We start from the raw sequence: 21,198 nt of genomic DNA on the forward strand, positions 1-21,198 counted from the left end.
GGAAGTAGGAACGCAGCCCCTGCCGAACTACTCCGTCGGGGTCAGGGAGCCGTCCGAGCTGAAGACCAGGCCCAAGGTGACCTCGCCCTGCTGGAGGGCGCTCTTGGTCAGGGGGCCGCCGGCGTCCAGCGAGCGGAACTCCGCGAACTGGAGACCGTAGGTCTCCTCAAGACCCGGCTGGCAGAACGGGCGCTCGGTGCACTCCGGCGGGCCGCCGAGCACGAGGCCGCCGCAGGTCTCGGCGAGCTCGCTGAGCGTGGCGATGCCGTGCTCGTCGGCGAAGGCCTGGGTCACGGCGAACGCGTTCTGGTCCTGTGCGGGGGAGGGCGTGCCGAAGACGAGGCCGACCTCCTCGCCCAGGCCGGTGAGGGCCTCGACCGTGGCGTCGAGGTCGCTGCTGGCGACCGCATCGGCGTCGGCCCCGTTGACGTCGTGGTTGAGGAACTCCGTGAGGGTGCCCACGTACTCGGGGATCACCTGGACCTGGTCGCCGCTCTCCAGCGCGGGCAGGTAGGCCTCACGGTTGCCGATGGTCGTGACCTCGGCGTCGTACCCGGCGGCGTTCAGCACCGTCGCGTAGATGGTGCCGAGCGTGGCGCTCTCGGCGAAGTCGGCGGCGCCGACGATGATCTCGCCGCTGCCGGTCGCCTCGGGGCTGTCGAGGCCGGCGTCGGCCACGAACTCCTCGGCGACCTCCTGCGAGGTGCGGCGGTCGACGTCCACGGACCGGTTCAGGCCGATCAGCGTGTTGGTGTCGAGCGCGGCCGAGACCGTGTCGAGCAGCGAGATCAGCGTGTCGTCGCCCTCCACCGCGGCGGCGTTCACCGCGGGGATGATGTTGTCGACGGTCTGCAGCTGCTGGTCGTCGTCCAGGACCACGAGCTCGTCGCCCGGGACCGCCTCACAGGCGGCGAGGTCGGCGCCGCCCGTCGAGCTGTCGGTGCTGCCGCCACCGCCCGCGGAACCGGGTGCACCGCAAGCGGTCAGGAGCGTGAGGCTGAGCACCGCGGCCGCTGCGCCGAGCGCGCGGGGCAGTGAGACGTGTGTACGGGGGAGCTTCATCGAATGTCTCCGAGTTGTGAGGGACGTACATCTGTTCTACGACTTCGATCGACCCTATTCGAACCCGGGAGGTCGCCCAAGGCAAGGGCGAACCTGTCTCATTACGTGGTCGTTACGGTTCGCCCGGCCGTGGTGCGCCGGAGCGGGGCGCGGTGCGGCTAGCGAGCGCCCGCGCGGAGCGGGGCGGGGGTGGCCAGGCGCTGCCCGACCGCGAGGACGGCGTCGATCACGAGGCAGAGCCCCGCGACCACCACACCGCCGGCCAGCACCTCGCCGTACCGCTGTGTGCCCATGCCGAGCGCGATGATCTGGCCCAGGCCGCCGCCGCCCGCGAGTGCCGCGAGCGGGATGGTGGCGACGACCTGCACGATGGTGACCCGCAGGCCGGCGGCGACCAGGGTGGTGGCGAGCGGCAGCTCGACCTGCAGCAGGATGCGTCCGCCGCTCATGCCCATGCCGCGGGCGGCGTCGCGGGCGTCGGGGTCGGCGCCGCGCACACCCTCGTAGGTGTTGACCAGGAGCACGGGTACGGCGAAGAACGCGGCGGCGATGACGGTGGCGGTGTTGCCGAACAGCCCGCCTGCGGCGAGCAGCAGGATGATGCCGAGCGTGGGCAGCGCCCGGGACGCGTTGGTGAGCCAGACGACGACGCCCGCACCTCGCCCGCTGTGCCCGAGCCATGCGCCGAGCGGGATCGCCACGGCGGCGGCCACCAGGACGGCGACGGCGGTCATGAGCAGGTGCTCGCCCGTCAGGTCGAGCACACCGCCGGGCTCGGTCCAGGTCAGGGGGTCGTTGAGCCAGACGAGGGCTTGCTCGACGACGCTGGTCGGGGCGCTCATGAGGTCCTCCTGCGCAGCCAGGGGGTCAGCGCTCGGCCGATCGCCCAGAGGGCGAGGTCCAGCACCAGGGCGAGCAGGATGCACGCGAGCGTGGCGGTCATGATCTCGGCCCGGTAGAAGTTGTTGCGGAAGCCCTGGAACATGAGCTGCCCGAGCCCGCCGAACCCGACCACCACGCCGACGGTCACCAGCGCGACGGTGGACACGGTGGCCAGCCGCAGCCCGGCGACGATGCTCGGCAGCGCGCTCGGCATGGCCACCTGGAAGAGCAGCCGCCCGGACCCGTAGCCCAGGCCGCGGGCGGCGTCTATGACCGCGGGGTCCACGGTGGCGAGCCCCGCCACGGTGTTGCGCAGGATGATGAGCAGCGCGTAGACCACCAGACCCACGAGGACGGGCGTGCGGCCGATCCCGAGCAGCGGCGCCAGGATCGCGAACAGCGCCAGGGACGGCACCGTGTACATGACGGCGGCCACGCCGAGCACCGGCCCGGACAACCACCGCGACCGGGAGATCAGCGCCCCCAGCGGGATCGCGATGGCCGCGGAGATCAGGACGGCCTCGATCGTCAGGCCCGCGTGCTCGATCGTGCGTTCCCAAAGTACGGGTGCGTTGTCGACCACATAGGACCAGGAGAACCAGGGGTTGCCGGGCATGCCGTAGAACCTACCTTGCGTCCGACCCGGTAGGTTCGTGACATGGCTGCCCGCACCGTGATCGAGCTGGACAACGTTCGCAAGACGTACGGTGACGACGCCGTCGCCGTCCAAGGACTGAGCCTCTCCGTGCGCGAGCACGAGGTGCTCGCGCTCGTCGGCCCGTCGGGCTGCGGCAAGTCGACCACGCTGCGTATGGTCAACCGGTTGGTGGAGCCGACGTCGGGCCGCATCCTGCTCGACGGCGAGGACGTCACCACCACCGACCCCGTGGCCCTGCGCCGCCGCATCGGGTACGTGATCCAGAACGTCGGCCTGTTCCCGCACCGCACCGTCGAGGCCAACATCGCCACCGTTCCCGCCCTGCTCGGTTGGGACCGCAAGCGCACCCGGGCCCGCGTCACCGAGCTGCTCGACCTCGTGGGCCTGCCGGCCGCGGACTTCGCGAAGCGGTACCCGCACGAGCTGTCCGGCGGTGAGCGCCAGCGCATCGGCGTGGCGCGCGCCCTGGCTACCGACCCGCCGGTGCTGCTGATGGACGAGCCGTTCGGCGCCGTCGACCCGGAGTTCCGCCGGCACCTGCAGACGGAGTTCGCGCGCATCCAGCGCGAGACCGGGACGACTGTGATCCTCGTGACGCACGACATCGACGAGGCGGCGCGCCTCGGCGACCGGATCGCCGTCCTCTCCCGCGGCGGCCACCTCGAACAGGTGGCGAGCCCGCTCGCGGTGCTCGCCCACCCGGCGTCGGACCGGGTGCGGGACTTCATCGGCGACGGCTCCGCCTCGCGCATGCTCGCGCTGGCCGAGGTGCAGACCGCCGACCTGGAGAGCGCGGACCGGATCATTCAGCCCGCGCCCGCGCCCGTCGCGCTGGGCGCCCGCCTGACCGACGCGTTCGAGGCCGTGGCCGCGCTCCCCGGGTCCGCCATGGGCCGGGTGCCGGTCGTGGGGGACTCGGGCGACGTCGTCGGCTCGCTCACCGCCGACGGGATCCTCGGCGCGCTGCGCCGGGCGGCGGACGCCGCGGTGGACGTACCGGACACCGCCTACGACGTGCAGGACGCGCGACCGGCAGTGTGACGGACGCCGCCTTTTGCGCGACGCCGAGGCCAGGGCCCGGTCGAACCGCTCCCGATAGTCTCGGGGCGTGACCAACGCACGCGTAGCCCTCGCGACCTGCTCCCAGCTGCCCGACCTCGACAAGGACGACGCGCCGCTGATCGGCGCGCTGGCCGAGCGCGGTGTGACCGCCGAACCCGCGGTGTGGGACGACCCGGCCGTCGACTGGCAGGCCTACGACCTCGTCCTGGTCCGGTCCACCTGGGACTACTCGCCGCGGCACGACGAGTTCCTCGCCTGGGCGCGCGCCCTGCCGAAGGTCGCCAACTCCGCCGACGTCATCGAGTGGAACACCGACAAGCGGTACCTGCGCGAGCTCGAAGCCGCCGGGATCCCCGTCATCCCCACGATCTGGCTCGACCCCGCGCGGCACCTGTCCAAGCGCGCAGTGCACACCCGCATGCCCGCCTTCGGCGACTTCGTGGTCAAGCCCGTCGTCAGCGCCGGCGCCAAGAACACCGGTCGCTACCAGCCGGTCTCCGCGCAGTCGCGCGGCAAGGCCATCGCACACGCCACGCGTCTGCTCGACGACGGCCGCTGGGTCATGATCCAGCCCTACGTCACCTCCGTCGACACCACCGGCGAGACCTGCCTGATCTTCATCGAGGGCGAGCTCACGCACGCCGTCCGGAAGAACGCCCTGCTCACCGGCCCGGCCGAGGAGTCCGGCGAGCTCTACGCGGAAGAGGAGATGGAGTCCTTCGAGGCCACGCCCGCCCAGATCGACGTGGCGCAGCGGGCGCTCGCGGTGGCCCGGGAGGCCACCGGGGCGGACCTCACCTACGCGCGCGTAGACCTCGTCTCGGGCGACGACGGCGAGCCCATGGTCATCGAGCTGGAGCTCACCGAGCCGTCGCTCTGGATGCGGTACGGGTCCGGCGTCGAGGGCAGGCTGGCCGACGCCGTGGTGAAGCTGCTGGGCTGAGGCCGCCGTCGGGCAAGACAGAAGGGCCCCTCGCTTGTGCGAGGGGCCCTTGCGTCTGGGGTGAGCGACGGGACTTGAACCCGCGGCCCTCGCGACCACAACGCGATGCTCTACCAGCTGAGCTACGCCCACCATGTTCGCCGATCATGGACCGGCGACCGTCGAAAAGCATACATGGTCACTGCCCGCGGACCGAACTGAAAACTATCGCGCGAGCGGCTTCGTGACGGACGTCTCCGCGACACGTTCCGCGGCGGCGCGGGCCGTCGCGGTGTCGGGGCCGGGCTGCGCCGGGAACAGGACCTCGCGGTAGTAGCGCAGCTCGTCGATCGACTCGAGGATGTCGGCGAGCGCGCGGTGCCCGCCCCCCTTCTTCGGGGAAGCGAAGTAGACGCGCGGATACCAGCGCCGGGCGAGCTCCTTGATGGAGGACACGTCGACGATCCGGTAGTGCAGGTGCTCCACGAGCTGGGGCATGTGCAGGTCCAGGAACGACTTGTCCGTGCCTACCGAGTTGCCGGCCAGCGGCGCCTTGCGCGGCTCCGGCACCCACTCGCGGACGTACGCCAGGATCTGCTCCTGCGCCTCCTCGAGGGTCAGCCCCCCGTCGAGCTCGTCGAGCAGGCCGGACGTGGTGTGCATCGTGCGGACGAAGTCGTTCATCTGCGCCAGGGCCTCGGCCGGAGGCTTGACGAGGACATCGACACCGGTGCCCAGGACGTTGAGGTCGGAGTCGGTGACGATCGCGGCGACCTCGACGAGCGCGTCGGCGCGCAGGTCCAGGCCGGTCATCTCGCAGTCGATCCAGACGATGCGCTCGTTGGGGTTGGGAGTACTCACACGACCCAGCCTATTCCGTAGAACGCGGACCGCTTACGTGATTCTGTGGTGCCGCCTGGGGCGGGCGCAGAAAGGCCCCTCCGAGGCGACCGGGGTCGTCCTGGGAAGGGCCAGGGTGCGGCGGGCGCCGGTCAGCTCAGGCGGAACCACTTGGCGCGCTTGGCGGTGGGGCGCTCCGAACGTGCGCGCAGCGCGCGCTCCTGGGCGCTGGCGGCCTCCGCGCGGCGGGCGATCTCGGCAACCTGTGCGCGGCCGATGTCGTAAGCGGTCTGGGCATGCATGACTGGGGTCCTTCCAGGGGTGGGGAGAGGGTGACGGCCTCGTGGGGCGCTCCGGCCGGGTTGCGGCTCCGCGTCCATCGGTGTTTCCGTCGTGTTACATCATCCCTGATGGTGGAAATCCCGCGCAAGGCGGACAGCGGTGACGTGCGGCACCTTTGCGCAGGTCAGCGCGGTGACGCAGGTCACGGAGCGCCTTCTGAGGAGCGCGCGACGCCGGGCGCAGGCTCTCAGGGTGTGGCGCTATCTTCGACGTCGTGACTGTCGCGCCGTCCGACGCGGAGCTCGTGATCTGTGCCAGGCAAGGCGCCGTTGAGGCGCTCGGCCTGCTGCTCGTGCGGCACGAGGCGGGCATGCGGGCGGTCGCGTTGCGTATCCTGGGTTATGGCCCGGACGCGGACGACGTCGTCCAGGACGCCTCGCTGACCGCCTTGCGTCGCATCGGTAGTCTGCGTGATCCCGAGTCCGTGGGCCCTTGGCTCAGGGCGATCGTGCGCAACGAGTGCCGGATGAGGCTGCGGCGCTCCCGTGAGCTGCCGTTCGACGGTGCGGACCTGCTTGTCGGTGGTGCCTCGCCGGACGAGGTGATCGAGCGGCACGCGCTGCGGGACTGGATCTGGCACGCGATGGGGGAGCTGTCGCCCAGGCTCCAGCTCCCGTTGCTGCTCAGGTACTTCACCGGCGTCACGGCGTACGACGAGATCGCCGCGGCCTGTGACGTGCCGGTCGGGACGGTGCGCAGCCGACTCAACCAGGCCAGGTCCAAGCTGGCCGAGGCCTTGCTCGGCACGGCCGAGCAGGCGCACGACGACGCGGCCAAGCTGACCGCCCTGCGGCGCCGGGAGGGCCTCGAGACTCTCGAGGCGGCCGAACAGGGGCGGTTCCCGGAGGTCGTGGCCGAATGGTCGCCGCAGATCCAGCTGGCTACAAGAACGGTCAGTGGTGGGCTGGACCTGGTCCTGGCCGGCATGGAGTGCGACCTGGTGGCCGGGGTCCGGCAGCGCATGCGGCACACGGTGGCGAGCAAGGACCTGACCATCTGGGAGATGGACCTGATCAACCCGCCGGACGACCCCGAGCACTGCCCGCCGAGCGTCGTGTGGTTGATGTCGCTGGAGGACGGCAGGCCGCGCCGGCTCCGGCTGCTGCATCCCGCTGTGACCACGGTCACGGCGTAGAGATCGAACTTTGCCGCCTGCTGCGCATCTTGCGGGCATGACTACACACACGATCGAGATCGACGGGGTCACCCAGCGCTACCACGTGCACGGCCAAGGCCCGCTGTGCCTGATGCACTCGGGCGGCCCCGGCATCGCCTGGGACTACCTGCGGATGCCGGAGGTCGAGAAGCACGTGACGGCGGTGTACATCGAGCCCGTCGGCACACCGGACGCCGACCGGCTGGCCGGGCACCCGCACGGCTACACGCGGGAGCGGTACGCCAAGGCGATAGACGGCGTGATCGACGACCTCGGCGCGCCGCAGGTGTACCTGCTGGGTCACTCGCACGGCGGCTTCGTCGCCCAGCACTTCGCCCTGACCCGTCCGTCCCGGCTCGCCGGGGTGATCCTGTACGAGAGCTCGCCGGTCACCGGGCCGGAGCTGTTCATGGAGGCCCAGCGCAACTTCGAGAAGTTCGCCGTCCGGTTTGCGGGTCACCCGGAGCTGCCGGAGATCACGAAGGCGTGGCGGGCCGTGCCCACGATCGACGACGACGAGACCATGACCCAGGTCCTGCGGACCCTGCTGCCGGTCTACCTCAAGGACTACTGGGCCGGGGAGTCCGACTTCTCGCGGCTGCGGTCGAACGTCCGGGGCCGCCATGTGTCCGGCCTGGACGACAACCTCCAGCCGGAGGTGATCGACGACCGCGCCGCCCTCGGCACGCTCTCGGTGCCCGCCCTGGTGATGGTCGGTACCTACGACTTCATCTGCGGGCCGCGCTGGGCGCAGGAGCTGCACGATCGGATCCCGGGCTCCAGGCTGGCCGTGCTCGCCGACAGCGGCCACTTCGGGCACATCGAGCAGCCAGGGGAGTTCGCCAGGGCCATCGCGGACTTCACGTCCTAGACAACGCCGAAGCAGAGCGGGTGCTCGGCACCCGCTCTGCTTCGGCGGTTGTGGGCGGCGCGGGATGCCGGGTTCGATCCGGCAGGCGCCATCAGGGTCATGCGGACCGCACGCGCAGGGCGGGTGCCGGTGCGCGGCTGTCGTTCCGGTGCGCGGCGCGGGCCTCGGCCTTGCGTCGCTTCTGCTCCTCGCGGAGCCTGCGTGAGCGCCGGTGTTCCTCGGCGTCTCGGAGGCGATCCCGGTGAAGGGACTGTGCCAGGTCGTACTCGGTATGCACGTGAGTGCCTTTCGTGACGCTGGATCGTCGGTCTCCCGACATGGGTCTGGCCGGACCCTTTCCACCGCCCGGTATGGGACCGGACGGACGTCACCGCGGTGTGCCCTGAGCCTCCCAGGAAACACCGGCGTTACGCACGGCTTTTTGTTCCGGACGGGTCAGACGCTCAGATCGCGCGGGCGGCTTGCGCGCACAGCCCGCTGAAGGGTTCACTAAAGATTCCTTGCGCAAGTGTTCTTTAGCGTTCTAGGGTCGCCGCATGCCCGAGCAGAAGCAGCCCGAGATCCAGGGCTTCACCCGGCCGACGCCGCCTGACGACGTCGTCATCTCGCAGACCGACGCGATCAAGGCCATGACCCACCCCCTGCGGCTCCGCCTGCTCGACCTGTTCGACCCGGGTGTTGAGCTCACTGCTACCCAGTGCGCCGAGCGGACCGGGGAGTCGGTGGCGAGCTGCTCGTTCCACCTGCGCCAGCTCGAGAAGTACGGTCACGTCGAGCGGGCCGAGCCGCACGGCAAGGAGCGCCCGTGGCGGATGGTGGGCCGCGGGTTCAGCGTTCGGCCCGACCTCGCCGACCCGGAGTCGTGGCCGGCCGCGAAGGCGTTCGGCAGCATGTTCGTCGCCGAGCAGTTCGGGCGCCTGCAGCGCTGGCTCGCCGACGCCGCCGACGACGACCCGGACTGGGTGTACGCAACCACCCAGACGCACCAGGAGTACTGGGTCACCCGCGACGAGCTCGACAACCTCTCCCGTCGGCTCGAAGCGCTCACCGAGCCGTTCCGTGGCCGGATGGCGGACCCGGACCAGCGCCCGCCGGGCGCGCGGCGGTCGCACCTCTTCGGCGCGGTCTGGTCGGAGATCCCGGACCCGGCCGAGGAGGAGGCATGACCGCCGTCGGGCCCGCTGCCCCCGGCGACGGGGCCGCCCAGGGCGACCCGTCCGCCGTCGGGCAGGTGGTGCGGGACGATCCCGCCCGGCACCTACGGACACCGCTCTTCCGCACGCTCGTGGTGGGCTGGACGCTCGCGAACGTGGCGGACTCGCTCCTGACGCTGCTCATGGCCGTCTGGGTCGCCGACCTGACGGGCAGCAACGCCCTGGGCGGCCTGACGTTCGCGCTGCTGGGCCTGCCGGCGCTGGCGTCCCCGTTCCTTGGGCACCTCGCCGACCGGGTGTCCCGGCGGCGCATGCTGGTGATCGCCTACGTCGTGGGCGCGCTCGGGCTGGTGCCGCTGTTCTGGGTGACCCGGCCGGACCAGGTCTGGGTGATCTTCGCCTCCACGCTCGTCTACTCAGCGGTGGCCTATGTGACCGGGGCATGCCAGTCGGGCCTCCTCAAGGACCTTGTGCCCGACGACGCTCTGGGCCACGCGAACGGCCGCCTCTCGATGATCGACCAGGTGCTCCGGGTGGCCCTGCCGGTGCTCGGCGCTGGGGTCTACGCCCTGGTGGGCGTCGTGCCGCTGGTCGCGGTGGCGATCGCCGGGTTTGTGGGCGCAGCGGTGGTGTTCTGCCTGGTGCGGGTCACTGAGTCACACTTTGAGGACGTGCCGGGCGAGTCGTACCTCGCGGCAACGACCGCTGGGTTCCGGCACCTGTTCGGCACGCAGCCGCTGGGCGGCATGACGTGGAACGCGGTGATCGTGTTCGCTTCGGTCGGCGTTGTGAACGCCGTCGTGTTCTCAGTGCTGGACGGTCTGGGGATGTCGGCCGCCTGGCTCGGGCCGCTCACCGTGCTGCAGGGGGTGGCGGGGTTCGTCGCCGGCGCGGTCACGCCGCGCCTGATGATCCGGTTCGGGCGGCCGCGCATCTACGCGCTGGGGATCATCGGTTCCGGCGTGGCCCTGGTGCCTCTCATGTCCGGCTGGGTGATTCCCGCTGTGGCGTGCCAGGCGCTGCTCGGGTTCGGGCTGACCTCAGCGATCATCGCGTGGACCACCGAGCGGCAGGTCCGTACGCCCGAACGGCTCCAGGGCCGGGTCGCGGCCGCCGGCCACCTGGTGAACAACCTGCCGGGCACCGTGGTGACGGCGATCGGCGCCGGCCTGCTCGCGTTCGTCGACTACCGGCTGCTGGTGCTGTTCAGCGTCGTCGTCACGATCGGTGCAGGGCTGCTGGCGCTGCGCCTGCGCGACAGTGAGGTCAGGCCTCGCCCGGGAGGGCCTTGCGGATCACCAGGCGGGTCCAGGCTCCGATGAAGACCCGGTCGTTCTCCTCGATCTCCCGGCGGACGCCCTGCGTGAGCGGGGTGTCCGGCAGGGCTTCGCCCGCGGCCGCGACGAACGTCCCGTTCGACGAGCCCAGGTCCTCCACCCACCAGCGCAGCCCGTCGGTGGTCAGCTGGCAGTGCCGCCGGGACACGCCGGGGTCGCTGCCGCAGTCGATGTCGGGCCGGATGCCGCGCGACTGCGACGGCCGCCCCACCAGAAGGCTGCGCTGCCGCAGCGTGACCAGACCGGGCAGGCCCGCCGACGGCATCGGGTCCTCGGGCTGCTCGTGCGCGTACCAGTCGGGGTCTACCCAGATCTCCGCGACCCAGGCGTCGTCGCCCGGGACGGGCGGCGCGAGGCTCCCACCCGCGGACGGCGCGGGTGCTCCGGGCGACGGCGGAGCGGGCTCCTCGGCCGACGGCGGTGCCGTCGCACCGGACGCCGCCGTGCCGGACGCCGCTGCCGGTTCTTGCGCGGGCGTGCTCGCAGGCTGCGTGGCACCCAGGTCACCCAGGTCCAGGCTGGAGACAGGAGGCGCGGGAGCAGTCGGCACGGCTGCCGTACCGGTCGTGAAGTCGTATCCGCAGTTCTCGCAGAACAGCGAGCCGGCGGGGGACTCGTCGCCGCAGTTCGGGCAGGTCACCGGGCCGCCGTTGGACTCGCCGGGCTCGGCCGCGCCGCTCGCCGGGCCGCCCGGCGCGCTACCAGGAGCCGATGCGGGGCCAGCCGTCGAGCCACCCGGACCCGCGCCCGGCGCGGCAGCGGGGATCGGCGCGCCGCACACGTCGCAGTAGTCGGTCGCCTGGCTGGCGTGCCCCTCCGGGCAGACGACGGTCATGCGCGCCGGACCCGGGTCGTCTTGGTGGAAGCAGTGTCGAGTGCCATCTCGTCCAGCTTGGCGGTGTTCCGCTTGAGCCGCACGGTGCCCTCCTCCTCGTTCTCCACCTCCACGATCTTGCGCAGGCGTGAGGTGGCCTCCTCGTTGCCGGTCTCGGCGGCGAGCTGGACAGCGCGGCCGAGCTTGACGGTCGCCGTCGCCTCGTCGCCGGCGGCCTTCGCGGCCAGGCCCTCCTGGATGGCCGAGGCGAGCTCCGCCTGGCCCGTGTAGTGCGCCACCTCGGGGCTGATCCGGGCGGTGAGCGTCGAGTCGTCCGACCACTTGGCCTTCACCAGACCGGACGCCGTCACCTCGCCGTCGACGGCGACCTGCACGCGCGCCGCGAGCTGCTCCGAGCCCACGGGCTTGGCCGCCACCCGGACCGCCACGTGGTACTCGCGGGTCTCGTCGGCCCACGCGCCAGTGGGGTAGCCGCTGGTCAGGGGGTTCACCTCGGTGCGGCGGCCGGTGAGGTCGTCGACCTCGGGGGCCACCTGCTTGACGAACAGGACCTGTGAACCCTGCGGCGCCCACACCCGCAGGTCCACCGCGGCGACGCCGCGGGCCATGGACTTGCGGACCAGCGCGGAGAAGTCCTCGGCGATGTCCTCCGGCCGCGCGATGAGGTCGACGGTGCCGAGCAGCGCCGTCGAGATCTTGCGCAGCTCCTCCACGACCCACCGGTCGCCCACGCCGCGGGCGTCGCACTGGAAGTGGCCCATGACGTCCACGATCATCCGGTCCAGGTGCATCGACGGCTCGGACTCGTTCTTGCCGTCGGTCAGCAGGATCAGGTGCTTCTGTGCTGCCGGCACGGTGGCGAAGAGGTCGTCCGCCAGCCGCAGCCACGTCGAGATCGCGGTGCCGCCGCTCGCCGTCATGGAACCGATGGCGCGCTTGGCCTCGTACCGGGCGCCCGGCTCCATCGCCACCATCGGGACGCGCGCGTTGGGGTACGGGAAGATCCGGGACGCCACGTGCGAGCCGCCGATGATCGCGAACAGCGTGCCATCCGGGATCTGGTCCACGGCCACCGCCGCGGCGTGCTTCGCGGCCTCCATGTTGCGGCCCTGCATGGACCCCGACGTGTCGACCGCGACGATCTCGGCGACGCCGCCCGCGCTCGTGCCCGCCGCGCCGCGATCAGCGGTCGCCGCACCTGCGCCAGTGCAGGTCACGGACACGACGGCGTGCACATCGGTCGCGCCGTCGGACAGAAACTCGTTCTGAAAGACCTCGGCGGAGAACTCGGCCACGGTGGCTCCTCTCGATGACGGCAGGTTAACGCTGCTCGGTGACAGTCGGTGCGATTCGGGCGAGGGCCGCGGTGATGTTGTCCCGCCCGCCCTGTGCGTTGGCCCAGCGCACGAGCGCCGCGGCCGTCTCGTGCGGGTCGCCGTGGCCGGCGAACCGGCGCACAAGATCACCCATGTCGTGCGCGTCGGAGCAGTAGTTCCACAGGCCGTCGGAGCAGACCAGCAGCCAGCCGGGCTCGGACGGGACGGTCGCCGCGCAGTGCGCGTCGGTGTCTGGGGCGTCCGGGCCGAGCCAGCGGGTGATGGCGTGCGCCTGGGGGGACGTCTCGGCCTGGGCGCGCGGCACGCCGGCCGCGATCATCTCCTGAGCCCACGAGTCGTCGACGCTGAGCTGTTCGGCCTGGCCCGAGTCGGGCAGCCAGTACACGCGGGAGTCGCCCAGCCAGCCCGCGACGACCAGGTCCCGGTCCACTACCGCGGCCACGAAGGTGCACGACGGCGGATCGTCCGCCACGTCCTTCCCCTTCGTCGCGGCGAGCTGCTCCGCGACACCGCGGACCGCCTGGCTGGCCGCCCGCGACGCGGTGACCATGGCCTTGGTCCAGCCGGCGACGCGCTGATCGGTCGTGCCTACGCGCGGGCTCGATCCCTCGGGCCCGTAGTCCACCAGCACGTCCCGCGCGGCCCGGCTCGCGGCGAGCGAGGCGACGTCGGAGTCGGGCGCGCTGGAGACGCCGTCGCACACCACGAGCGCGGCGAAGGTGTCGGTGGCGGTCAGCGCCATCGCGTCCTCGTTGCGGGTGTGCCGCACGCCCCGGTCGCAGACACCGGCTACCCAGGCGGCCGGGCGCTCCTCGAAGTGGTCACGCTCGGACTGGCCGGGGGTGCCGCAGTCGGCGCAGTACCCGTCCTCCGCGATGGTGCCGCCGCAGGCGGCGCACTTGCGCCGCGCGGTCTCGCCGGTCGTGGGATCGGGGTCGACGACGGTGGGGGCCCGGTCGAGGGTCACCTCGGAGGGGACCGTCGACTCGGCGGCGCCCAGCGGTTTGCCGCAGTTCTCGCAGAACCTGGCGCCGGGCGCCGCGATCTCCGAACAGCTGGGACAGCGGACGAGGCTACTTTCGTCGGCGCTCATGTGTGGGTCGGTCTCCTAGCGCTCGTCATTGCTTCCCTCATCGCAGCGTCCACCGCCGTACGGAGTTTGCCCGGTCGACGAGCACCACGCGGTCCCAGCGGTCGTCGGTGAGGCGGGCGAGGTCGCGCAGGGCTAGCTCGAGCCGGTCGCGCAGCGTGGCCTCGTCGGCCTCGGCGCCGGCCACCCGCACGCTCGGGTCGGGGCCGTTCTCCGTGACCAGCATGAGGGCGCCGTCCAGCGCGTCGACGGTGACCGCGGCCCTGGGCCGGTCCGGGACGTGGGCGGCGTCGAGGCCCGCTACGGCGTCGGACAGGTCGACGAGGTTGCGGCGGGCGGCGACCAGGAGCCGGGCCCGCCGCAGGCGGGCGTCCGGGAAGGACCCGCGGGTGGGGCCCACCAGGTCGAGGGCGTCGAGGGCGCCGTCGAGGTCGCCGCCGCCGGACCGCACCCGGGCCAGGCCGAAGGCGGCCGCACCGGTGTAGTTGGCGTCGGCTCGCGCGATGGTGACGTACAGCTGCTCGGCGACACCGGGCTCACCCGAGAGCTCGCAGACCGTGGCGAGCGCGAGCTTGGGTGCAGGCTCGCCGGGCACCTGCCCGTAGACGGCGTTGAACGAGGCCCGGGCCGCGGCGGCGTTGCCGGCCGAGAGGTGCCCGAGGCCCTCCATCCAGGCCGCGCGCCACTCCCAGGGGTCCTCCTCGAGGATGTCTGCCACGGAGGAGCGGAGCCGGTCGATGTCCTCGGCCTCGATCGCGGCGCGGGCCAGGGCGAGCCGCACCTCCACGGTGGGTTCTCCGGCACCCTCCAGCGCCAGGATGCGGGCCTTCGGATCGGCGACGTTCACGCCGGCCAGCCACGAGGCCATCGGGTCGGTGGAGTCCACCTTCAGCAGCGGGAGCTCGCTCCAGCCCAGGGCGCCGTCGGCGCCGTCGAGCGGCGGCACGCCGAACAGGACGGACTCCGCCGACGTCGTGGCGCTGTACCCGGGGCCCTTGTCGGTGGCTACCACCTCGCGCAGCACGCCCAGGAGCTGGACCCGGGCCTCGTCGACCGAGGCGAACCGGTCGGCGGGCGCGGGTGCGCACGCCTTGGCGAGCCAGCGGTAGAACGAGTCGTACTTCTGGAAGACGGGCGTATCGGCGACCGGCGGGAAGGACGCCTGGTAGACGGTGGTGTTGCCGCGGAAGTCCAGCACGAGGGAGGCGAGGGTGCGGCCGAGCGTGAAGATGTCGGACGCCACGGACGGCCCCACCTCGGCCACCTCCGGCGCCTGGTAGCCGACCGTGCCGTAGATCGCGGACTGGAGGTCGTCGATGCGCCGCACGCCGCCCATGTCGATCAGCTTGACGCCGTCGCCCTGGGCGATGATGTTGTCGGGCTTGAAGTCGCAGTACAGCAGGTTGTGGTCGTGCAGGTAACTGAACGCGGGCAGCACCTCGAGGAGGTACGCGATGGCCTGGTCCACGGGCAGCGGCCGGGGCTTGCCGCCCTCCTCGTCGCGGCGGTCCTTGAGCACGTCCTTGAGCGACTTGCCGCCCACGAACTCCATGACGGTGTAGCCCAGGCCCTGGTGCAGCACGAAGTTGAAGATCTCGACGATCAGCGGGTGCTCGACCTCGGCGAGGAACTGGCGCTCCGCGACGGCCGCCTCGTAGGCCTCCGTGTCGCCCGCGTTGAGCAGGCCCTTGAGGACCACCCAGCGGCCGCTGACGTTGCGGTCGCGGGCCAGGTAGATCCAGCCGAGGCCACCGTGGGCGAGGCAGCCCACCACCTCGTACTGCCGGGCCACGAGGTCGCCCGCCTTGAGCGCGGGAGCGAAGTCGTACCGCGCGCCGCAGTGCCCGCAGAACCCGGCGATGCGGCCGGGTACGCCGTCCCTGGCCCGGCCCACCGGCTGCCCGCACGTGGGGCAGTACCGCTTGCTCTCCGCCAGCTCCGGCGTGGCCATGACGGCCTGCAGCGGGTCTGCGACCGGCGTGTGCGGCACGGTGGTCAGGCCGGCGCCGAGGCGGTGCCCGCGCAACCGGGTCGATCCGGTGCCGACGCGGCGCGTCTGGTGCGTCCCGGACGTCACGCGTGCGGAGCCCAGGGCCGTGGACGCGAGGCGGGACGAGCTGGTGCGCCCGGTCGAGGGCTGCGCCATGGCGCTGAGCCCAGAACCGGCTGAGCGCACGGTGTCCCCGTCGTCGCCGGTCCACGACGCCGCGACCTCCGCGAGCGCGTCGCCCGCGGGATTGCCGCCGGCGGGCGCGCCGCACACGTTGCAGTAGCCGTCCTCGATGGTGCCGGTGCAGCCCGGCTCGGCGCAGGCCTGTGTCGTCATCGGTGTCCCTCCGGGAGATCGCGCACGAGCGTCTCGAGCTGCTCGGTGAAGTGCCGTGCCAGGGCCAGGTCGCAGGGTGTGGCGTCCAGGGCCTCGCGGGCCTCGTCCTCGCCCGCCTTCACGGTAGACGACGTCGCCCGCCCGTTGCCCTGGGCCTTTGTCATCAGGTTCTTGACGCGGTAGCGCAGCTCGGCGCGCTCGCGCAGGGGTGCGGTGTAGGCGTCCTCGACACGTTCCATCGCTCGTTCGACGGCGCCCAGCCGCTTCACGTACGTGGCCAGCCGTTCGGGCTCGGCCGGTACTTCGCCGAGCCGGGTCACGTCGGGGATCGCGAGCCGCGGCGGGTCGGCGATCTCCCGGCGGCAGCGTTCGGCGACCCGGGTGAGCACGGGGGCCCGGTCCGCCAGGGTGGTGCGCAGCGCGACGGCGCGCTCCCGGTCCTTGGTGAGCGCCCGGCTGCGGGCGGTCGCCACGATGAGGTCTCGCTCGGTGCGCGCCACCTCGTTGTCCAGAGCGCCGAGCGGGCCGGTGATGTCGGCGCCGCGCGCGGCGTCGGACTTGAGCCGGGCCAGCCGGTCGCGCAGGCGGGCGACCGCGGCGTCGTCCTGGGTGTCGGCAGTGGCGTGAGCCGCGTCCTCGGCGCGGACGATCCCCGCGGCGACCGCGCGCAGGCGGGCGGTGACGTCCGCGGCGTGCGGGTCGAAGGACAGCCGGGTCGCGAGCTGGTCCGCCTGGGCGTCGCACAGGCGGGCCGCGTCCACGAGGGAGAGCAGCGAGGTGGCGGGGTCGCCGCCCAGTCGGCCCCAGATCAGCTGGGACATGCGCTCGCGCACCAGCGCGTCGGCCCGGCCGGAGTCCCACGCCGTGACCAGCTCGTCGGCGCGTGTGCGTACCGCCTGCCACAGGGTCAGCGCCAGCACGATGTCGGCGGTGATGCCGTCGTCGCCGGACTGGCGGGCCGCCGTGTCGAGCCGGTCCAGGTCGGCGCGGCGGGTGTCCAGCCATGCCTGGAGGTCGGACAGGTAGGCCAGGAGGGCGGCCGGCTCGGCTGCCACCCCCAGGGCGCCGGGCGGCGCCGGCGCCCGCCCGGTCCTGCTCACGGCGCCCGCCCGTACACGGGCTCCGGCGGGGCCGGCGCGTCGCCGAGCGCGTCGCCCAGCCAGCGGTCGTAGGACTCCTCCCACCGCCCGTCGGCAATCATGTCCTCCAGCACGCCGTTGACGAACCGCACCATGTCCGGCTGGTCGGCGGGGATGCCGACGCCGTACGGCTCGTCGCTCACGGGGTCGCCCACGACCTCGGCGTACGGGTCCTGGGCGGCGAACCCGGCCAGGACCGTGTCGTCACCGGTGATGGCGTCCACCTCGCCCTGCTGGAACAGGACCAGGCAGGTGGTGTGGGTGGCGGCCGGGACGGCCTCGACGCCCTCCCACTGCGCGAGCCGCTCCAGGGTGGTGGTGCCCTCGGGCGCGCAGACGCGCTGCCCGGCCAGGTCGTCGATGCCGGTGACGTCCGAGGTGGAGGGCACCAGGAGCTGCTGGCCCGCGTGGTAGTACTCCGCGGAGAACGCGATGTTCTCCCAGCGTGCGCAGTTGATCGTGAAGGCGCGGGTCACGATGTCGACCTCGTGGTCCTGCAGCACGGTCTCGCGGTCGCCCGAGGTGATCACGCGGAACCGGATCGCGTCCGGGTCACCCAGGATCGCGTCGGCGATCTGCCGGGCCACGTCGATGTCGAAGCCCTCGATGTTGCCCGTGAACGGGTTGCGCGAACCCATGAGCAGGGTGTCCGCCGAGACGCCGACGATGAGCGCGCCGCGCTCCCGGATGTCCGCCATCGTCGAGCCGGACGTGATCTCCGGGCTGCCGCCCGGGTCGATCGAGGCGACGGGCGGCTGCCCGTCGCTGCAGTCCTCGGCTGCGGTGGCCGGCGGGGCCGCGGCGGGAGGCGCCGCCGCCGGTTCCTCTGCGGATTCCTCCGCCGAGGAACCGGTGAGCAGGTGCGTGGACGACTCGGGCGCGCACGCCGCCGTCGTACCCAGGAGGGCCAGGGCGACGAGCGCGGCCATGATCGGTCTGCGGGCTGTGCGCGTGCTCATCGGTACTCCTTCAGGCGGACGTTCATCCCGGCTGCCGCGGCCACGGCCCCGGCGATGCCGAGCACGAGGGCTACCCAGGCCGCGATCCGCGCCGTGGTCGCCGCGGAGCCGAGCCGGCTGACCGCGTCGGAGCTGGTGGCCTCGACCTCGGTGCGGGCCTGCTCGGTGAACGCGGTGAAGGCGGCGCCCGCAGAGTCGTCGGCGGTGGACGTCGCGGCGTCGACGGCCGCGTCCCAGTCGCCGTCGTCGTCGAGCGCGCGGATCTCCGTGTGCCTGGCGTCCCAGGCGTCCAGGAGGTCCAGGGAGCCGGAGCCGCGTGCGCCGTCGTCGTTGGTGAGGGTCGCCTCGTCGGCCTCGCTCAGGAGGGACCTCGCCTCGGTGAGCGACGTCTGGTACGACCCCTCGAAGGCGGCGCCCGAGCCGCGCTTGATCAGCGTGAACGACTCCATCGACTTGGCGTCGGTGGCCAGCGACAGGGCCTGCGACGTGGCGACGGTGGCCGCGTACGGCCCGCTCGCCACCGACCGCGCCACACCGGTGCCACCCAGCACCGCGGCGATCGTCACGATGCCGCCCACCAGGAGGGCGACGCTCGCGGCCGCCAGGCCCGTGTTCAGGACGCGGTGCGTGCGCCGGGCCAGCCAGAGCTGGACGGCGGCCAGCGCCACGAGGGCCAGCAGCACGAACACCAGCAGCAGCTGGGCCAGGGAGACTGAACCCATGTCGGCGTCGACCCGCTCGGAGGTGGAGATCGCCACCTCGTCGAGCGTGGGCAGCACCCCGTCGCGCAGCGCCGCGGAGGCCTGGTCGAGGTAGGCCGCGCCCACGGGGAAACCCTGCCGGTTGTTTGCCCGGGCCGACTCGACCAGGCCCGCGTACTCCTGCACCGAGTCGGACACGGTCGCGAGGTCGGTGGCCTCGGCGGCGTTCGCGCCCGCCGCGAGCGACGGCACTGCCTGCGCGGCCGCGGACAGGCTGCCCTCGTAGTTGTCACGTGCCGCGGACGGCTCCAGGCCGCCCACGAGGAACGCGTTGGTCGCCGTCGCGTCCGCCGAGACCAGGTCGTTGCGCAGCTCCTGCGTGCCGACGAGCTGCGCGGCGTCCCGCTGCGCGTTCTGCAGCGCGGCGGCCTGGTTGTTGCCCGCCAGGTAGCCGGTAACGCTCAGCAGCAGGCAGGCGACGACGGCCACGGTCGTGGCCAGCGCCAGCTGGCCCGGGGTGGTCAACAGCGCCGCCGAGAAGCGGCTGCGCCGACGTAGCAAAACGCCGTTGCTCTCCGCGGGCTCTTCGTCGGGCTCGGTCGGCGGGTTCGTCGTCGGCGGCGCGGTCACGCGGTGGCCTCGCTGTCAGTCCCGATGTCCACGACATCCTCCAGGTCTTCCGGGACCAGCGTGCGCAGCTGGTCCAGCGTCGGTCGTTCAACGTCTCGCAGGCGCCAGGCGTGCCGGGCAATCGCGGCGTCGAGCACATTGCGTGCCCAGCGGCCGTTGCCGAAGCCCTCGCCGCGCGTCTGGTCCGCCACGAGGCGGTCGAACCGTTCGAGCGTGGCGGTCTCCGGCTCGAAGTCGGCGGCCCGGGTCATGGTCGCGAAGATCTTCTGCAGCTCCTCGGCGGAGTAGTCCTCGAACGTGATGGTCCGGGAGAACCGGCTCTCCAGGCCCGGGTTGGTGCCGACGAACCGCGCCATCGGGCCGGGGTAGCCGGCCACGATCACCACGAGGTCGTCGCGGTGGTCCTCCATGTCCTTGACCAGCGTGTCGACCGCCTCGCGGCCGTACTGGTCCTCGGCCAGGGCGTACGCCTCGTCGATGAACAGCACGCCGCCCAGTGCGCGCTGCACCACCGCCGTGGTCTTCTCTGCGGTCTGCCCCAGGTAGCCCGCGACGAGCTCGGACCGGTCCACCTCCACGAGGTGTCCCTTGTCCAGCAGGCCCAGCGCGCGGTAGATCCCGGCTACCAGCCGGCCGACCGTCGTCTTGCCGGTGCCCGGGTTGCCCACGAACACGAGGTGGCGCGTGAGCGTGGGGGAGGTGAGGCCCGCCTCGCCGCGCAGGCGCTCTATGCGCAGGAGCTCGGTCTGGCGGTGGATCTCGTCCTTGACTCTTCCTAGGCCGGTGAGCTTGTCGAGCTCTTCCAGGAGCTGCTCCAGGGTCTTCTCTGGTTCTGGTTCTGGTTCTTCGGCTGGGGCGCCTTGTGCGGTGGTTGGGGCGGCCGAGTCGGTTGGGGTGGTTGGCAGGGGGGTGGGCGCTTTGTCTCTGCCTGCTGCTGCGCTGCGGTGGACCGCCTTGGTGCCCTCCGCTGCTGCTATGGCGCTGATGCTGGGGTCGCCGAGGGTGGCTGCTGCGTCTACGACGGCGGCGAGGGCTTCGCAGTAGGCGGCTGCCTGGGGCGAGCCGTCTGCGATCAGGGTGTTGAGGAGGTCGGTGGGGGCGTTGCGCCAGCGACGGGCGCTCACGGCGGCGTCGAAGAAGGGCTGGAGGCTGCCCGACGTCGGCCTGCCTGTTGCGGCGAGCCAGTCGGCCGGGGCGCCCGGGGACGACTCCGCGACCGCCGCGGCCAGCCGCTCGCCCTCGGCTCGTGCGGCCGGCACGTGCACGCCGGCGGCCGAGGCCGCCGCTGCAAGGCCGTCGAGTGCGGCGCCGAGTGCCGTCGTGCTCACGGGGCTTCCAGGGGTGCGGGGCCAGACGGCGTCGCGGGGCCGGGCGATCCTGGGAGTGCACCCGGGGTGGTGCTGGGGAGGGTCAGGCCCGACATGCCGAACTTCTCCTCCAGGAACCGGCCGTGCGCGACGAGGGCCACCGCGTCGGCGCGGGACACGGCGTCGGAAATCTTGTCGATGGTGGCGCCCAGCAGGTCGAGCTGGTCGCACAGGATCATCAGCGACGTCTTGCCGCGGTCCACTACGCGCCGGTCGGCGAAGTCACGGGGGAGGCGCAGGTACGCGTCGACAGCCTCGGGCAGGTAGCTCGTCGCGGTCGCGACCACGGTGTGCGCCTGCTGGGAGCCGGCACCGAGCCGGTCCAGCCGGGGCGCCATCTCGTGCACGGTCTCGGCGACACGCTGCACCCGGGCGGTGACCGCGGCGGGTGCCCTACCGGAAGCGCGGGCCAGGACGGCGTCGACCGACGTCACGATCTGCTCGGTGGTGGGCGGCGCGGGGATGGTGACAGGCGCGGCCTCCTCGGACTGTCCGCCGCCGAAGATCCGCCGCCACCAGCTCATGCCT

Annotated in this window: 20 protein-coding genes and 1 tRNA gene; 6 read left to right on the plus strand and 15 right to left on the minus strand. The window is 72.4% G+C overall.

Annotation, left to right across the window (positions count from 1 at the left end; all coding sequences use genetic code 11):
* Nucleotides 1-27: 27 nt before the first annotated feature.
* The 3 genes from AB1046_RS22910 to AB1046_RS22920 form a co-directional block, all read right to left on the minus strand.
* Nucleotides 28-1,062, minus strand: coding sequence for a glycine betaine ABC transporter substrate-binding protein (locus AB1046_RS22910; RefSeq protein WP_369371578.1), 1,035 nt, complete (start codon nt 1,060-1,062; stop codon nt 28-30).
* A gap of 158 nt (nt 1,063-1,220) precedes the next feature.
* Nucleotides 1,221-1,904 (minus strand): ABC transporter permease, encoded by a 684-nt coding sequence (locus AB1046_RS22915; protein WP_369371579.1) that lies wholly within the window; start codon nt 1,902-1,904, stop codon nt 1,221-1,223.
* Nucleotides 1,901-2,560 carry an ABC transporter permease gene (locus AB1046_RS22920; RefSeq protein WP_369371580.1) on the minus strand — a complete coding sequence of 220 codons (660 nt, stop codon included), beginning with the start codon at nt 2,558-2,560 and terminating at the stop codon, nt 1,901-1,903. The genes AB1046_RS22915 and AB1046_RS22920 overlap by 4 nt, the downstream gene beginning before the upstream one ends.
* A gap of 42 nt (nt 2,561-2,602) precedes the next feature.
* Here AB1046_RS22920 and AB1046_RS22925 point away from each other — a divergent pair, with 42 nt between their 5' ends.
* Complete coding sequence (locus AB1046_RS22925) at nt 2,603-3,643, plus strand: ABC transporter ATP-binding protein (RefSeq protein ID WP_369371581.1); 1,041 nt, start codon at nt 2,603-2,605, stop codon at nt 3,641-3,643.
* 67 nt (nt 3,644-3,710) lie between these two features.
* Nucleotides 3,711-4,607: a RimK family alpha-L-glutamate ligase gene (locus AB1046_RS22930; RefSeq protein WP_369371582.1), complete on the plus strand. Its 897-nt coding sequence runs from the start codon at nt 3,711-3,713 to the stop codon at nt 4,605-4,607.
* A 56-nt stretch (nt 4,608-4,663) separates the two neighbouring features.
* On the opposite strand, the gene AB1046_RS22935 is transcribed toward AB1046_RS22930, so the two are convergent.
* The 3 genes from AB1046_RS22935 to AB1046_RS22945 form a co-directional block, all read right to left on the minus strand.
* Nucleotides 4,664-4,739 (minus strand) — tRNA-His (locus tag AB1046_RS22935).
* A 72-nt stretch (nt 4,740-4,811) separates the two neighbouring features.
* Nucleotides 4,812-5,447 (minus strand): oligoribonuclease, encoded by a 636-nt coding sequence (orn, locus tag AB1046_RS22940; protein WP_369371583.1) that lies wholly within the window; start codon nt 5,445-5,447, stop codon nt 4,812-4,814.
* Nucleotides 5,448-5,578: 131 nt separating this feature from the next.
* The gene (locus tag AB1046_RS22945; RefSeq protein WP_369371584.1) at nt 5,579-5,728 is read right to left on the minus strand and encodes a hypothetical protein; all 150 of its coding nucleotides are present in this window, start codon (nt 5,726-5,728) and stop codon (nt 5,579-5,581) included.
* Between the two features lie 254 nt (nt 5,729-5,982).
* On the opposite strand from AB1046_RS22945, the gene AB1046_RS22950 reads away from it, so the two are divergent.
* The 4 genes from AB1046_RS22950 (at nt 5,983) to AB1046_RS22965 (ending at nt 10,271) form a co-directional block, all read left to right on the plus strand.
* On the plus strand, nt 5,983-6,903 hold the full coding sequence (locus tag AB1046_RS22950) for an RNA polymerase sigma factor (protein ID WP_369371585.1): 921 nt from the start codon (nt 5,983-5,985) through the stop codon (nt 6,901-6,903).
* A 37-nt stretch (nt 6,904-6,940) separates the two neighbouring features.
* Nucleotides 6,941-7,795: an alpha/beta fold hydrolase gene (locus tag AB1046_RS22955; protein ID WP_369371586.1), complete on the plus strand. Its 855-nt coding sequence runs from the start codon at nt 6,941-6,943 to the stop codon at nt 7,793-7,795.
* 536 nt (nt 7,796-8,331) lie between these two features.
* Nucleotides 8,332-8,961, plus strand: coding sequence for an ArsR/SmtB family transcription factor (locus AB1046_RS22960; protein WP_369371587.1), 630 nt, complete (start codon nt 8,332-8,334; stop codon nt 8,959-8,961).
* The gene (locus AB1046_RS22965; protein ID WP_369371588.1) at nt 8,958-10,271 is read left to right on the plus strand and encodes an MFS transporter; all 1,314 of its coding nucleotides are present in this window, start codon (nt 8,958-8,960) and stop codon (nt 10,269-10,271) included. The genes AB1046_RS22960 and AB1046_RS22965 overlap by 4 nt, the downstream gene beginning before the upstream one ends.
* Here the strand turns inward: AB1046_RS22965 and AB1046_RS22970 are convergent.
* From AB1046_RS22970 to AB1046_RS23010, 9 genes are read right to left on the minus strand one after another with little or no spacing between them, the layout of a single operon-like run.
* Nucleotides 10,216-11,121 (minus strand): FHA domain-containing protein, encoded by a 906-nt coding sequence (locus tag AB1046_RS22970; RefSeq protein WP_369371589.1) that lies wholly within the window; start codon nt 11,119-11,121, stop codon nt 10,216-10,218. The two genes, AB1046_RS22965 and AB1046_RS22970, sit on opposite strands and share 56 nt — an antisense overlap.
* Entirely contained in the window at nt 11,118-12,416 is a 1,299-nt protein-coding gene (locus AB1046_RS22975; RefSeq protein WP_369371590.1) for a VWA domain-containing protein, read from the minus strand. Before AB1046_RS22975 ends, AB1046_RS22970 begins: the two co-directional genes overlap by 4 nt.
* A gap of 25 nt (nt 12,417-12,441) precedes the next feature.
* A complete protein-coding gene (locus AB1046_RS22980; RefSeq protein WP_369371591.1) occupies nt 12,442-13,551 on the minus strand; it encodes a PP2C family serine/threonine-protein phosphatase in 1,110 nt (369 codons plus the stop codon).
* Between the two features lie 37 nt (nt 13,552-13,588).
* Nucleotides 13,589-15,874, minus strand: a complete 2,286-nt coding sequence (locus AB1046_RS22985; protein ID WP_369371592.1) for a tetratricopeptide repeat protein — start codon at nt 15,872-15,874, stop codon at nt 13,589-13,591.
* Nucleotides 15,871-16,974: a hypothetical protein gene (locus tag AB1046_RS22990; protein ID WP_369371593.1), complete on the minus strand. Its 1,104-nt coding sequence runs from the start codon at nt 16,972-16,974 to the stop codon at nt 15,871-15,873. Before AB1046_RS22990 ends, AB1046_RS22985 begins: the two co-directional genes overlap by 4 nt.
* Nucleotides 16,971-17,972: a glutamate ABC transporter substrate-binding protein gene (locus tag AB1046_RS22995; RefSeq protein ID WP_369371594.1), complete on the minus strand. Its 1,002-nt coding sequence runs from the start codon at nt 17,970-17,972 to the stop codon at nt 16,971-16,973. The genes AB1046_RS22990 and AB1046_RS22995 overlap by 4 nt, the downstream gene beginning before the upstream one ends.
* On the minus strand, nt 17,969-19,303 hold the full coding sequence (locus tag AB1046_RS23000; protein WP_369371595.1) for a hypothetical protein: 1,335 nt from the start codon (nt 19,301-19,303) through the stop codon (nt 17,969-17,971). The genes AB1046_RS22995 and AB1046_RS23000 overlap by 4 nt, the downstream gene beginning before the upstream one ends.
* Nucleotides 19,300-20,631, minus strand: coding sequence for an AAA family ATPase (locus AB1046_RS23005; RefSeq protein ID WP_369371596.1), 1,332 nt, complete (start codon nt 20,629-20,631; stop codon nt 19,300-19,302). The genes AB1046_RS23000 and AB1046_RS23005 overlap by 4 nt, the downstream gene beginning before the upstream one ends.
* Nucleotides 20,628-21,194 (minus strand): hypothetical protein, encoded by a 567-nt coding sequence (locus AB1046_RS23010; protein ID WP_369371597.1) that lies wholly within the window; start codon nt 21,192-21,194, stop codon nt 20,628-20,630. Before AB1046_RS23010 ends, AB1046_RS23005 begins: the two co-directional genes overlap by 4 nt.
* Between the last annotated feature and the right edge of the window lie 4 nt (nt 21,195-21,198).

The sequence above is a fragment of the Promicromonospora sp. Populi genome (assembly GCF_041081105.1).
Classification (GTDB): Bacteria; Actinomycetota; Actinomycetes; order Actinomycetales; family Cellulomonadaceae; genus Promicromonospora.

What these genes read in the sequence shown, in the direction of transcription:
- AB1046_RS22980 (WP_369371591.1), bottom strand. Translation starts at nt 13,551, where the DNA reads ATGAGCGCCGACGAAAGTAGCCTCGTCCGCTGTCCCAGCTGTTCGGAG.
- AB1046_RS22910 (WP_369371578.1), bottom strand. Translation starts at nt 1,062, where the DNA reads ATGAAGCTCCCCCGTACACACGTCTCACTGCCCCGCGCGCTCGGCGCA.
- AB1046_RS22925 (WP_369371581.1), top strand. Translation starts at nt 2,603, where the DNA reads ATGGCTGCCCGCACCGTGATCGAGCTGGACAACGTTCGCAAGACGTAC.
- AB1046_RS23010 (WP_369371597.1), bottom strand. Translation starts at nt 21,194, where the DNA reads ATGAGCTGGTGGCGGCGGATCTTCGGCGGCGGACAGTCCGAGGAGGCC.
- AB1046_RS22985 (WP_369371592.1), bottom strand. Translation starts at nt 15,874, where the DNA reads ATGACGACACAGGCCTGCGCCGAGCCGGGCTGCACCGGCACCATCGAG.
- AB1046_RS22915 (WP_369371579.1), bottom strand. Translation starts at nt 1,904, where the DNA reads ATGAGCGCCCCGACCAGCGTCGTCGAGCAAGCCCTCGTCTGGCTCAAC.
- AB1046_RS22945 (WP_369371584.1), bottom strand. Translation starts at nt 5,728, where the DNA reads ATGCATGCCCAGACCGCTTACGACATCGGCCGCGCACAGGTTGCCGAG.
- AB1046_RS22965 (WP_369371588.1), top strand. Translation starts at nt 8,958, where the DNA reads ATGACCGCCGTCGGGCCCGCTGCCCCCGGCGACGGGGCCGCCCAGGGC.
- AB1046_RS22920 (WP_369371580.1), bottom strand. Translation starts at nt 2,560, where the DNA reads ATGCCCGGCAACCCCTGGTTCTCCTGGTCCTATGTGGTCGACAACGCA.
- AB1046_RS22960 (WP_369371587.1), top strand. Translation starts at nt 8,332, where the DNA reads ATGCCCGAGCAGAAGCAGCCCGAGATCCAGGGCTTCACCCGGCCGACG.
- AB1046_RS22970 (WP_369371589.1), bottom strand. Translation starts at nt 11,121, where the DNA reads ATGACCGTCGTCTGCCCGGAGGGGCACGCCAGCCAGGCGACCGACTAC.
- AB1046_RS22995 (WP_369371594.1), bottom strand. Translation starts at nt 17,972, where the DNA reads ATGAGCACGCGCACAGCCCGCAGACCGATCATGGCCGCGCTCGTCGCC.
- AB1046_RS22955 (WP_369371586.1), top strand. Translation starts at nt 6,941, where the DNA reads ATGACTACACACACGATCGAGATCGACGGGGTCACCCAGCGCTACCAC.